The following is a 12131-nucleotide window of genomic DNA, read 5'->3' on the forward strand; positions in this document are numbered from 1 at the left end:
AACACGTGTCGGACTCATCGCCGCGTCGGCTGCCTCGCGGGCGTTACGCCCTTGCGCCGGAGGAAGTGGAGCGCATCCAGCGATCGCGGCTGTGCGCGGCGATGGCGGAGGTGATGGCCGAGAAGGGGTACGTGGCCACCTCGGTCGCCGACGTACTGAAGCGGTCGGGGGTGTCGCGGCAGAGCTTCTACCAGGTGTTCGATTCCAAGATCGACTGCTTCATGGCCGCCTTCGACGTGGCGGGCGACCTGCTGATGAGGCGGCTGCTGGAGATGGTCGGCGCCGACGAGCGCGGCGTACCCGGACCGGAGGCGGCCGGCGATCCGCTGCAGAGGTTCGAGCGGGCGTTCACCGCCTACCTCGAAGCGCTCGCCATCGAACTGCCCTACACGCGGTTGTTCCTGATCGAGGTGTACGCGGCCGGGCCCGAGGCCATCGGGCGCCGGGGTGAGCTGCAGGCCGCCATCACCGCCAACTTCGCCGACCTCATGGGGGTCACCGATGACGCGGGCCGGTTCGCCTGCCAACTGATCGTCGCGGGGACCAGCACCCTGGTGACCCAGGCGGTCGCCGACAACGATCTGGAGGCGCTGCGCGCCATCGGACCATCGGTGATCGACCACGTCCGCACCCTCTGGAAGGCCGGAGCCTTCGGACAGCAGGCAGGTCGGCCGGGATCGGCGTGATCCAGCAAGCTCGCCCGTGACCTCTAACCGATCGTCCACATTGTCAGATTCCTGCCTCCGATGGCGACGGTCCTGCCGTTCGGGCTGAAGGCGACGCAGTTGATCGCGGCATCGGTGCCGGTGCTGAGGGCAGTGATGCCCTTGCGGCGAGTGACGTCCCACAACGTGACGGTGCCGTCATTGAAACCGGTTGCCAGGACGGCGTCCGGGCCGAACGCGATGCAGGTCACGCCGGAGCCGGGCCCGGTCAGGCCGGCGATCCTCGTACGGGCCGTGACGTCCCACAGCGTGATCGTCCCGTCGCTGCGGAGGTTCGCCAGCGTCTTTCCGTCGGGACTGAATGCCAGGGAGTGCGCACTGGAATTGGTATGGGCCAGGGTGGCGATGTTCGCATGGGAGGAGGTGTCCCACAGTTGGAGCAGCCCGTCGCTGCTGGTGTTCCCGGGGTTGCCGTTGCCGCTGGCGCTGGCCAGGATGCGGCCGGAGGGGTTGAACGCCAGGACCGCGACCCAGTAGCCGTTGCCGGTGTGCAGGGTCGCGCTGCTCGTCCGGGTGGCCGGATTCCAGAGCCTGATGGCCGGGGCGTCGTAGGCGGCTGCCAGCGTCCCGTCGGCCGGGTTGAACGCCACACAGCCGGGAGAGCCGTTCCACTCGACGGGGTTGAGGTAGGGGAGGGTGGTGACGGCGCCGGTGGCGACATTCCACAGGCTGATCGTCCCGTCGCCATTGCCGACCGCCAGGCCGGCCCCGTCCGGGCTGAACGCCGCGGACATGGTGGCCGAGAATTGGGAGTTGAAAGCGGTGACCTGTGCGAGCGGCCTCGCCCAGGGGTTGGTGACCGTGTGAGTGAAGGTCTTGGCCAACGTCCCGGTGGCCACCTCCCACAGCCTGGCCTTACCGTCGTCGCCGACACCGGCCAGCATTTTGCCGTCCGGGCTGAAGGCCACCGATCGCACCATTTTGTTGCCGCCGTAGAGGAGCGTCACCGGGGCTTCGGAGTGCCCGGTCGCATTCGGCGTCGGAGTCGGATGCCCGCTCGCGCCCACTGAGCGCAGCAGGGAAACCGCCGGGATGGCCGCGACGGAGGCGACGCCCAGCCCGGCCACCATGAAGTCACGGCGGCTCGGGCGCCACTGACGACCGTGTGACCTTGCGGTCAGCGCCCTGGTGTCCGGCCTCGGCGCACGGGCCTGGTGCGAAAACTCACGATCACATTCGCTGATCATCGTGGTGACGGCAGGTGGGAGCCATGTACCCCCCTTTCCGGCGGGAAGCGCGAGCCGGTCCAGGATCTCGGTGAGGCCGGGCCGTTCCTCCGGCTTCTTGGCAAGGCAGCCGCTGATCAATCCGGTGAGATGGGCGGGGAGCCTGGTCAGGTCGGGATCGTGGTGCACGACTCGGTACACGATCGCTTCGGCCGAACCTGCGCCGAAGGGGCCGTACCCGGTCGCGGCGAACGTGAGCACCGAGCCCAGCGCGAACACGTCACTGGGCGGTCCTACCCGGAGTCCACTCGCCTGCTCGGGGGACATGAACCCGGGGGTTCCGAGCACGGTGGTCGAGGCGTGGGTGGCGTCCAGCGCGCGGGCGATGCCGAAGTCGATGACGCGGGGACCGTCGGCGGCGAGGATGATGTTGCCGGGTTTGAGGTCACGGTGCACCAGGCCCACGTTGTGGATCGCGGCCAGCCCCTCCGCCAGCCCCGCCCCCAGGACCCCGACCGCCTGGGCCGGTAGCGGCCCATGTGCCTCGATGGCCTGTTGCAGCGATGGGCCGGCGATGAAGGCGGTGACCAACCACGGTGGATCGGCGTCGGGATCGGCATCGACCACCGGGGCGGTGTAAAAGCCGCCGACCCTGCGGGCCGCGGCGACCTCCTCGGCGAACCTGAGGCGGAACCGCCTATCGTCCGCCAGCTCAGGGCGTACGAGCTTCACCGCGACCAGACGGCCTCCGCGAGAGCGGCCCACGAACACCTGGCCCATCCCGCCGCCGCCCAGGCGCCCCAGCAGGGGATACGCCCCTACCTGCCGCGGATCGCCGACCTGCAGAGGATCCATGAGTAGCGCCCATCTGGAAAGAACACCAGCGTCTGTCAGACTGGACCGGATTCCTTCGGGAAACAACCGCTCACCGAAGTACGTGAACGCGCCGGCGTCGTCGACAGGCTCGTCGGCGTCCACCGCCCGCCCGGGTCCCCGGACCGCCGCCACGGGAACCGCCATGGAACCCGATCACTTCACGAAAAGGTCGTTTCCTGAAAGGATCTACATCAACTGTACATGGATGTTCTTCTGAGCGGGAGCAGGTCCCGGATGGAGCCGCTGCGGGAGCGCGCCAGGTGGGGCCGTACCGGCTGGAAGGGCGGCTGGGCGGCGGCGGAATGGGGCAGGTGTACCTGGGGCGTTCCCGTGGCGGGCGTCCGGTCGCGGTCAAGGTGGTACGCCCCGAACTGGCCGACGACGCGGGGTTCCGGCGCCGGTTGGCCCTGGAGGCCAAGGCCGCCCGGAGGGTCGGCGGGTTCTACACCGCGCAGCTGGTCAAGGCCGACTCCGACGCTCACCCGCCGTGGATGGCCAGCGCCTACATCCCCGGCCCCTCCCTGTATGAGGCCGTGGAGGCGCACGGACCGCTGCCCGTCGCGGCGATCGGCGTCCTGGCGGCGGGCCTGACCGAAGGACTCGCCCGCGCCCGGTGCGCCGGTGTCGTAGGGGGCGATCGAAATGCTCGGGAAAGGCGAGGTGAAAGGCATCGCCATCCGGATGAAGCGCCTCGTGGTCGGTGTCATCACCGAGCTTTTGTCCGCCCCCAGGGTCGGTGGTCGAGCGCGTCCGCCTCATCGAGCGATCTTCGGTGTCCACGTCGAGGGTTTTCGTTGTTCTGAGTGCGAAAACCCTCGACGGTACCGTCGGAGATCATCGACATGCAGCCGGAGGGTGACTGGATCACCCTGGCGGCCGGATCGATCCCGGCGAGACGCCCCTCGAAGCCGCCGTACGGGAACTGCACGAGGAGAGCGGCCTGCACCTGCCGACACTCACCCTCGCCGGGTACGCACGCTTCCGGCTCACCACCCCACCACGCGACGAATACGCCGCGATCTACACCGCCCGGGTCCTCGCCCGCGACGACGGCTTCACCCCCAACCAGGAGATCAGCGCCATCCGCTGGTGGGACACCGCCGGCCTTCCTCCCGACAACAGCCAGATCATCGACGTGACCGTGGCACACCACACCCGTTCTCATGCGCGACCGACTGGCTGACTCCGTTCCAGGCGACTCGGATAGGTGTCCTCCATCAGCTCGTGGACGCAGCTACGCGAGCGTGAGGGCGAGTCCGGGCGTGGTGTACAAACCGGGGATGGAGTTCTTCTGCTACCACCGCGATCGGCCCGGCTCCTTGGCGTTGCGCCACGAGTTGCTGGAAGAGCACTGGTCCTACATGGACCGGTACGAGAAGGAGCTGATCGCCCGGGGCCCGACCTTCGTCCGTGACGACGGCATGCTCACCGGCAGCGTGCACATCGTCGACCTGCCGGATCCCGCCGCCGCCCGCGCGTTCGCCTTCGACGAGCCCAGCTACCAGGCCGGCGCGTACCGGGACGTGCTGCTGCGCCGGTGGCGCAACTTGCTCGGGCGCACGATGTGGGATTTCCCCGGTGGCCGGACCGGAGGCGACCGGTACCTGGTGCTCGGCCTCGGTTCGGGGCAGGCGGCCGACCTCGCCGTGCCGGCCGACCAGGACGAACTGATCGCGTACGGGCCCCTGCTGTCCGACGACGGCTCCACCTGGGTGGGTACGGCGGCGCTGGTCAGGGCGCCGGACCCGGACACGGCACGCGCCGTCCTGACCGCGGACCGGTACGCCGACATCGAGGTCCACGCCTGGGAGTTCGGCGGGCGGCGATAATGACTTATGAACGTGACGAGAAAGGCTGGGGATCAGACGCCTGGTACCGGAGGTGATGACGCTCTTCGAGGCGGTTCCCGCCTCCAACGCCGGGGCAACTCCTCTGATAGGTGCTCTCCACCAGACCTATTCTGCGGTGTAGTTCCGCGCAGGTTCCGGCGGTGACCCAGATGCCCGGCCTGTCGAGCATGTAACCATGCGCGACATAGCGGCGTGTATAGGCGCCGAAAAGGATCAGCCAGCCCGGATGCGCGCGCCGGAGGCCGTTCAGCTCCGCATCGAGGTCCCCGGCTCTCATGGGGCGACCCGTGCCCAGACGACCTTCTGCCCGTTCTCTCGGCGGACGCCCCAGCCGGCCGCGAGCGCGTCGACGATCAGCAGGCCCCGTCCACCTTCCCTGTCGGAGTCTCCGAACACGTCCTTGATCTGAGGCTCGTCCGGCGAGGAGTCCACCACCTCGATCAGCAGGGCGCCGTCCTCGGGAGTCAGCCGGACGGCGAAGACCTGGCCGAGCCTCGCCGCGTTGGCGACCAGTTCGCCTGCGACGGTGCTCGAGTCCTCCAGCAGCTCCGTCAGGCCCCATTCCGTCAGCCGGTCCTTGAGTACGAGGCGGGCGCAGGGGGCCGCTGCCGTATTCGGGTTGAGAGAGATTTCATACGGAAGGCGCGATTCGATCACGAGACTTCCTCCGAGGTCGACTATTTCTCCTATCCCTCTCAGGTCGCTGAAGGGATCGGTTTCTCAGCGTGTCTTGTCGCGGTTACCGTCGATACGGTTTCATCCCTACAGATCCCAACGCTCGAAAGTGGAGGTCAAGCCGATGGGACGCGAACGGGAGATCGATCCGCGGGTATCGGCGATCGCACAGTACGGATATCGCCTCCGGCATTACCGGAAAAAGGCCAATCTGTCCCAAGATGCATTAGGAGCTCGATTCGGCGTGACCGGCCAGATGATCGGTCACATCGAGACCGCCAAGCGGCCGACCACCCCGGAGATGTCCAAAGGCTTCGACGAGCTCTTCGGCCTCGACGCCTACTTCGAGGAGCTCTGGTGGCACGTCCGCCGCGAACAGACCCCCAGCTGGTTCCGCGACTACGTCGCCGCCGAGGCTCGCGCCGCGTCCATCCGCCTCTTCGACCCGCTGATGATTCCAGGGCTGCTCCAGACCGAGGCGTACGCGCGCGAAGTGCTACGCGCGGGGCAGCCGGAGGACAAGCTGGAGCAACTCGTCGCCGCACGACTGGCCAGGCAAGAGATCCTCCGAAGGGAGGAGCCACCATGGCTAGTCTTCGTCATCGCCGAGTCCGCGCTCCGACGCGTCGTTGGCGGGCTCGACGTCATGAGGGAGCAGTACGCGCGACTGCTCGAGCTGGCGGAGCGGCCGAACGTCACAATCCATGTTCTGCCGGAACACGCGCCGGTCTATCCATCCGGGGGCTTCACGCTTTTCAGCTTTGACGAGGCACCCGATCTCGGGCACGCCGAGGCCGTTAACGGCCATGGTCCGCTGATCGAGCAGCGCAAGCCGATCGAGGGACTTAAAGTGATGTTCGACCTGATCAGATCCGCAGCCCTGTCCGCAGCGGCGTCGGCCGATCTGATCCGAACCCTGGTGGAAGGGACGTGACAGCCATGAACACCTCCTCCCTCGAATGGCGTAAGAGCGACCGCAGCGGTCAGGAAGGCGGGCAGTGTGTCGAGGTGGCGGTCGTCGACTAATGAGTGCGATGTCCGACGGCCGCGCCGACGGCGGCGCGCGTTTGATGACGAGTGCCGTTCTGGTCGATTGGCGCCGAAGCATTCGTAGCGGTCAGGAGGGCGGGGAGTGTGTGGAGGCCGCCCTCCTCTGGCGGAAGAGCATCCGCAGCGGTCATGACGGCGGGCAGTGCGTCGAGGTCGCCCTGATTGGTCGTGACAACCGGCTCGGTGCCTGACCGAGCCGGTCATCACGAGACCAGCCGATGCCCCTGGGGCGCGGTCAGTCACGGATCACGGCCTTGGTGCGCATCAGGAACTCGCCCAGGTAGGCGTCGTGCGGCACGCCCGGTGCCATCCAGTACGTCGGGTGGTCACCGATGTACAGGTTCTTGATCGTGGGGTCGGCGAGCAGGTCGTCCAGCAGGCGCTCGTCCTTGGTCACCGCGGTGAGGACGAGGGTGTCCTTGAACACTGCGGTCCCGGCCTCCCGCGTCCACGGCGCCACCCACACGCATGGGAACGCCAACTCGACGCCGGCCTGCTCGGCGAACGGGTCGTCGAGCTGGTGTACGGCCGGCCGGAGCACGGCGCTGCCGTCGGCGAGTTCGTCGACCACGCCGTCGCCGCCGAGGTGTGTCTTGGTGCCCGCGGCCTTGGCCAGGAGGTAGCCCTCGATCTTCTTGGCGGCCTCCAGGGAGTAGGCGGTGAGGACGGCCTTGTCGTCTTCCGGCGGCAGGCTCGGGATCGCCGAGAGCCGCTCGGCGATCGCCTCGGCGACCGGGGTCGGGTCGCCCTCGACGAAGACGGCCGTGGTGTTCACGCAGGCCGTACCGCCCTGGTGGCTGATCGAATCGACGATCATGTCGATGTGGTCACGCCAGTCGGAGTCGGCGGTGATCAGGATCTTCGACCGGCCGGGACCGTTCGGTAGGACCGTCGGGTCCGCGGCGTACTTGTCGATCACTTCCTGTCCGCCGTACACCATGCTCAGGTCGGCCTGGCGCAGGATCTCGTCCGCGGCGGCGTAGTCGGTCGGCAACAGCACGATCTGGTCGTCGCCGAACCCGGACGCGCGCAGCGCGGAGATCAACCGGTAGGGGGTGAGGGGCTCGCGCCGGGAGGGCCGTACGGCCACGCGGTAGCCGAGCGCGATGGCCTCCAGCCAGAGGCTGTGCACGCCGGGATGGTTGCCCGCCGCATGGACCGCGAAGACGTCTCCGCGCCGGATCCAGGTCGCAGTGCCCCGCCGGGCGTTCGGATCACGCCAGTCGTTCACCGCGCCGACCGGCCGTGCCTGCTGGGCGCTCCGGTATGCGTCGGCGGCGCTACGGGCGATGGCCTGCACCGCCTCCCGGACGATCGGCAGCGGCGTGCCGGACATCCGGCTGACCGTGTACTGATAGTCGGCGGCGGACATGCCGTCGACCACGCCGGTGGCGAACAGCTCGCCCGCCTTGGCGAGCGCGGCCAGGCGCTCCTCCAGGGGAAGAGTGTCGGCCTTGCGCAGCGCGGACATCGTACGGCTGACGAACAGCTTGGGGACGAGGCTGAGCTCGACCAGCGGATCGCCGGCCACGTCGGAGACGGTCAGCCTGCTGCGCGCCCGGTAGGACCCGTTCGCTCCCAGCGCGTCGATGTAGATGGGATCGGTCATCAGTACACCCCCTCGATGACGGCCTCGTCGTCGAAACGGGCGACAGGGGACACGTCGGCCACCGAGTCACCGGCCTGACCGGCCGGCGGTTCGACCCGGGTGGCGAGGTCTCGTTCCAGGTTGTTGGGCAGCAGCATGTTCTTGCTGACGTGGTTCATCACGACCTGGCCGCGCTCGCCGTATCCGACCGAATGGTCGGTGTCGGGGTCGACGACGCGGAACGTGATGAAAGGCGCGGGCGGGTCGAAGATGCACGGATCGTCGTCCGTGAGGTCGGCGCGCTCATTCGTGCCGCCGAGGATCATCGTGCTTCCGTAGCCGCCGCGGAGCCTGACTCCGGGGAAGACCTCGGTGCGGTACAGATAGCGGGTGTCGGCGTCCATGTGCGCCCCGCCCCAGACGATGCCCTCGACCTTCTCGTTGATCAGGTCGACGAGGTCGTCGTGGCGGGCGATCCGCTCCAGCAGCGGCGGCGTCGTCATGATGACGCCGACGTCCTGGGTCCGCAGCACGAACGCGGCCTGCTCGACGAGGTGCTCGGCGTAGGAGTCGGCCTCTTCCGCCTTGCCGGCGGCGATGAGCTTCTTCACCCAGCGCGGATCCATGTCCACCGCGAACCTGATGCCGCCGCGGTCGGCCGCGTGCTTCGTCGTCAGCTCGCCAGCGATGTGCGGCCCGCTCGGCATGACGGCGAGCCAGTTGACGTTCCTCGGGAAACCGGCGGCGTCCAGGCCGGCGTTCATCCACGCCATGATCCGGTCCCACCAGTCCCGCAGGACGACCACGCGCTTCGGGGCGCCGGTGGTGCCGCCGCTCTCGTAGACGCCGACGACGTCCGGGTTCGGCCCGTAGCCCCGTGGGATGAGGTCCTCCACGCGGACATCGCGCAGCTCGTTGATGATGTTGGGGAAGAGCGCCAGGTCCTCGATGCTCTTGACGTCCGCGCGCGGGTCGAAGTCCAGCGTCTTCGCCCTCCGCAGCCAGTACGCCGAACCCGTCTCGGGGTTGAAATGCCACTCCATCGCGGCGCGGACGAACTCGTCAGAGTCCGGTCGCGCGCCGACTGGAAGATCCAGGATGTTGTCGATCATGTTGCTCCACCTCCCAGGCCGACGCGGTCGGCCAAGCGGTCTCGTGGGCGTTCCTTCATCGACTTGTATTACAATACTGTCACGTAAATTATTCCCGATCATCGCAGGTCAGGCGGGTTTCCAGTGGGAGCAGAGGCTTCGAAGAAGCAGCGGGGGCGGCCGCGGGACCCGCTGGTCGAACAGGCGATCCTGAGCGCGGCCCGCCGTCGGCTCGCGGTCGACGGCTACTCCCGCATGACCATCGGCGCCGTCGCCGCCGATGCCGGCGTCAGCCGGCCCACCGTCTACCGGCGCTGGCAGAGCAAGCACGACCTCATCGTCGACGCCCTCGACCAGTCGTTCCGCGCAGAACAGGAGGCGGCCCCGCCCGTCGACCTCGCCGTGCTGACCGCGCGAGAGGCGGTGACCGAGGCGGTACGCCGCCTCGACCTCCGCGCCCCTGACGAGACGAAGATCATGCTCCTCGGCCACGCGCTGGCAGAGATCGAACACAATCCGGAACTGCTGGAGATCGTGCGCGAGCATGCGGTGCGGCCCCGGCTCCGCCTGCTGCTCGACACACTCCGTGCTCTCCAACAGCGCGGCGAACTCCGCCTTGACCTTGATCTGGAGGCCATCGCCGACATGTGCGTCGGCAGCTACTACTCCGCGTTCATCCGTGGCGCGCAGGACCACGACCTCGCGACCCGCGTCGTCGACACCCTGTGGCCGGCCATCACGGCCCGGTGACCCCACCGCCGCGGTGACACATCGAGCAGCATTCCTTCAGTGTCGCCTTGATCCGGGCCGTGTTCCGCACGCCGCTGAGATCCAGCAGCACACAGCCGATTCGACGGCACGGCCTACCGTTCCTGTCCTGCCTTCAGCCAGGTGACGTAGTCGCGGACCGCGCGCTCGACGTCGTACGCGGGTTCAAAGCCGGTGTCCTCCCGCAGGCGGGTGATGTCGAGGTAGGCGTCTTCCGCCGGAGCCGTCGGGTTACGGCCGTCAGGCAGATCGCTTGCCGGCGCGTCGGGGAGGACGGTCCTGATCGCGGCGGCCACCTCGGCGTTGGTCGTCACCCGGCCCGAGCCGACGTTGTACGTGCGGTGGTTCAGGCTCTCGGCCGTCTGCAGCAGGGCGATGGCCCGGCCGGAGTCCTTGACGTAGCAGTAGTCGCCTCCGTCGCCGGCATACGCGGGGCGGCGTGGTGGTGAGAAGGCCGGTGTCTCACCCCGTACTGCGGCGTGGACGAGGCGGGGCACCGCGAAGAACACCGACTCCGGGCGGCCGAGCGGGCCCCAGATCGCCGCGATACGGAGGTTGACCACCTCCAGGCCGGACTGCTCGGCGACCGAGGTCGCCAGAAGCTCGGCGCTCTTCTTGAACGCGGGGATCGGATGCGGCGCCGTCATGGGCAGTGGGACGTCCTCGCGGAACGGAACGTCATCGACGCCCACGTAAACGCCGATCGTGCTGGCGACACAGAGGCGCCGCACGCCCCACTCCGAGGCGGCCCGCAGGGCGTTGAGCAGGCCTCGGAGGTTGACCTCGAACTCGTCGACCGGGTCGAGGGTCCCGATGGGCGCACCGGCCAGATGCACGATCCCGCTGATGTCGTGGCGCTTGCCGAAGTCGAGGAACGCCTCTCGGTCGGTGACGTCGAGGTCTTCTACGATGACCCGTTCGCCGATCTCGTCGCCCAGGAACGCCGGGACCCGGGCCGTACGGTGCCGGGTGAGCACGCACGACTCGCCGAGGTCGAGCAGTGCACGAGCGGTGTGGGAGCCGATGAAGCCGAGCCCACCGGTGATCAGAATCATGGCCGTCCTCAGAGAGAGTCATTAGCTTGCTAATGAAACCGTAGTGGGAAGGTCATTAGCATGCAATCGACCTTTAGGATCGGTCTGTGGAAGAGTTCCTGACGCTGTTCACCCGGACGCACAAGCTGCTGGCCGCCGCCTCGGACGAGGCGATGGGCCGACACGGCGTCCGGATCGGCCAGAACCTCATCCTGGAAGCCCTTTGGGAGACCGACGGGCTGACGCCCGGTGAGGTGGCGGCCCGGGCCCGCCTGCCCATCACGACTCCAACGATCGTGAACACGGCCACGCGCATGGAGGCCGCCGGGCTGCTCACCCGCCGCCGTGACCCGAACGACGGCCGGCTCGTCCGCCTCTACCTGACCGACCGCGCCCGCGCCGCCCAGCAGCCCATCCAGGAGGCCCGCCGCCGCTTGGAAGAGCACGCGACCGCCACCCTCACCGACGAGGAACGTGATCACCTGAGAACGGCGTTGCTCAAGGTCATTCAACAACTTGGTGCCGATCAGGCCGGCCCGAGTGGAGGGTGAGGATGCCTCGCACGGTCATCGGGCCCAGCGGCGGGACGCGGCGGCCCGCTCTCCAGGTCTCCTTCGACGACGGCGGGTCCTGGGCGACGCTGCCGGTGGAGAAGAGCGGCACCGCCTGGACGGCGACCGTACGCAATCCCGACGCGGGATACGTCTCGCTCCGCGCCACCGCCGACGGCGTCGAACAGACTCTGATCCGCGCGTACGGGGTCAAGAGCTGGTCGTCGGCTCGGTTCGCTCGCCGGCCAGGCCCCAACCGAGGGCCTGGCCGGTCCGAGACGACCGGACTTTCCTGGAGCCCGCGCCATGCGCTCGTGGTGATGTTCGTCGATATCTCGCCCGGAATGCTGGGGTATGGCCGTTATCTGACTGATTCGGCCTAGTGCCAGTGCGTGCAGGCCCAAGACTTGTATTTGTTCTTGTAGTACGCGTACACGCAGGCCTGAACCTTGTATCCCTTCCCGCGCCAGACGCCGCCGCTCCACACGTCGGAGGCGGATTTCGCCGTCCAACTCTTGCTCCCGTGGTTGTTCTTGACGAACCCTTTACAGGTCCAGTCGTAGCTGTACATGCCGACCTTGGCGTACGCCCACTTCGTGCTCTTGTTGAGGTAAAGGCTTACAAAGCAGCCGCCGGAGGCGTCCTGCTGCAGCAAGCTGCCGTGTGATGCGGCCGATGCCGGGCTGGTGGAGAACGCGACGATGCCCGCCGCGGCTATCGCCGCCATCGGCGCCCCGATCGCTGTCTTGAACGACAT

15 protein-coding genes are annotated in these 12131 nt (G+C 68.1%); 9 read left to right on the forward strand and 6 right to left on the reverse strand.

Annotated elements, in window-relative coordinates:
- The first annotated feature begins 5 nt into the window (after positions 1-5).
- On the forward strand, positions 6-686 hold the full coding sequence (locus tag NE236_RS13405; protein WP_252842264.1) for a TetR/AcrR family transcriptional regulator: 681 nt from the start codon (positions 6-8) through the stop codon (positions 684-686).
- Positions 687-709: 23 nt separating this feature from the next.
- Here NE236_RS13405 and NE236_RS13410 read toward each other — a convergent pair whose 3' ends face one another.
- Positions 710-2746, reverse strand: a complete 2037-nt coding sequence (locus tag NE236_RS13410) for a WD40 repeat domain-containing serine/threonine protein kinase (RefSeq protein WP_252842265.1) — start codon at positions 2744-2746, stop codon at positions 710-712.
- Between the two features lie 943 nt (positions 2747-3689).
- Between NE236_RS13410 and NE236_RS44465 the strand changes: the two genes are divergently transcribed.
- Together NE236_RS44465 and NE236_RS13420 are read left to right on the forward strand one after the other, a co-directional pair.
- On the forward strand, positions 3690-3950 hold the full coding sequence (locus tag NE236_RS44465; protein WP_308209097.1) for an NUDIX hydrolase: 261 nt from the start codon (positions 3690-3692) through the stop codon (positions 3948-3950).
- A 97-nt stretch (positions 3951-4047) separates the two neighbouring features.
- On the forward strand, positions 4048-4596 hold the full coding sequence (locus tag NE236_RS13420) for a YciI family protein (protein ID WP_252842267.1): 549 nt from the start codon (positions 4048-4050) through the stop codon (positions 4594-4596).
- A gap of 294 nt (positions 4597-4890) precedes the next feature.
- Here the strand turns inward: NE236_RS13420 and NE236_RS13425 are convergent, their stop codons facing one another.
- The gene (locus NE236_RS13425; RefSeq protein WP_252842268.1) at positions 4891-5274 is read right to left on the reverse strand and encodes an ATP-binding protein; all 384 of its coding nucleotides are present in this window, start codon (positions 5272-5274) and stop codon (positions 4891-4893) included.
- A 142-nt stretch (positions 5275-5416) separates the two neighbouring features.
- On the opposite strand from NE236_RS13425, the gene NE236_RS13430 reads away from it, so the two are divergent.
- The 3 genes from NE236_RS13430 to NE236_RS13440 are packed head-to-tail and all read left to right on the forward strand — an operon-like array spanning position 5417 to position 6533.
- A complete protein-coding gene (locus tag NE236_RS13430; protein ID WP_252842269.1) occupies positions 5417-6226 on the forward strand; it encodes a helix-turn-helix domain-containing protein in 810 nt (269 codons plus the stop codon).
- Between the two features lie 5 nt (positions 6227-6231).
- Positions 6232-6318 carry a DUF397 domain-containing protein gene (locus NE236_RS13435; RefSeq protein WP_252842515.1) on the forward strand — a complete coding sequence of 29 codons (87 nt, stop codon included), beginning with the start codon at positions 6232-6234 and terminating at the stop codon, positions 6316-6318.
- Between the two features lie 8 nt (positions 6319-6326).
- A complete protein-coding gene (locus tag NE236_RS13440; protein ID WP_252842270.1) occupies positions 6327-6533 on the forward strand; it encodes a DUF397 domain-containing protein in 207 nt (68 codons plus the stop codon).
- A gap of 44 nt (positions 6534-6577) precedes the next feature.
- Here NE236_RS13440 and NE236_RS13445 read toward each other — a convergent pair whose 3' ends face one another.
- Both NE236_RS13445 and NE236_RS13450 read right to left on the reverse strand, forming a co-directional pair.
- Positions 6578-7951, reverse strand: coding sequence for an aldehyde dehydrogenase family protein (locus tag NE236_RS13445; protein ID WP_252842271.1), 1374 nt, complete (start codon positions 7949-7951; stop codon positions 6578-6580).
- A complete protein-coding gene (locus tag NE236_RS13450; RefSeq protein WP_252842272.1) occupies positions 7951-9042 on the reverse strand; it encodes an AMP-binding protein in 1092 nt (363 codons plus the stop codon). The genes NE236_RS13445 and NE236_RS13450 overlap by 1 nt, the downstream gene beginning before the upstream one ends.
- Before the next feature lie 123 nt (positions 9043-9165).
- On the opposite strand from NE236_RS13450, the gene NE236_RS13455 reads away from it, so the two are divergent.
- Entirely contained in the window at positions 9166-9771 is a 606-nt protein-coding gene (locus NE236_RS13455) for a TetR/AcrR family transcriptional regulator (protein ID WP_252842273.1), read from the forward strand.
- A gap of 113 nt (positions 9772-9884) precedes the next feature.
- Here the strand turns inward: NE236_RS13455 and NE236_RS13460 are convergent, their stop codons facing one another.
- Positions 9885-10844 (reverse strand): NAD-dependent epimerase/dehydratase family protein, encoded by a 960-nt coding sequence (locus NE236_RS13460; RefSeq protein WP_252842274.1) that lies wholly within the window; start codon positions 10842-10844, stop codon positions 9885-9887.
- A gap of 86 nt (positions 10845-10930) precedes the next feature.
- Here NE236_RS13460 and NE236_RS13465 point away from each other — a divergent pair, with 86 nt between their 5' ends.
- Positions 10931-11374: a MarR family winged helix-turn-helix transcriptional regulator gene (locus NE236_RS13465; protein ID WP_252842275.1), complete on the forward strand. Its 444-nt coding sequence runs from the start codon at positions 10931-10933 to the stop codon at positions 11372-11374.
- A 2-nt stretch (positions 11375-11376) separates the two neighbouring features.
- Positions 11377-11757, forward strand: coding sequence for a hypothetical protein (locus NE236_RS13470; protein ID WP_252842276.1), 381 nt, complete (start codon positions 11377-11379; stop codon positions 11755-11757).
- On the opposite strand, the gene NE236_RS13475 is transcribed toward NE236_RS13470, so the two are convergent.
- Entirely contained in the window at positions 11754-12131 is a 378-nt protein-coding gene (locus NE236_RS13475) for a hypothetical protein (protein ID WP_252842277.1), read from the reverse strand. The two genes, NE236_RS13470 and NE236_RS13475, sit on opposite strands and share 4 nt — an antisense overlap.

Origin of the sequence: Actinoallomurus purpureus (assembly GCF_024055795.1) — a bacterium.
Classification (GTDB): Bacteria; Actinomycetota; Actinomycetes; order Streptosporangiales; family Streptosporangiaceae; genus Actinoallomurus; species Actinoallomurus purpureus.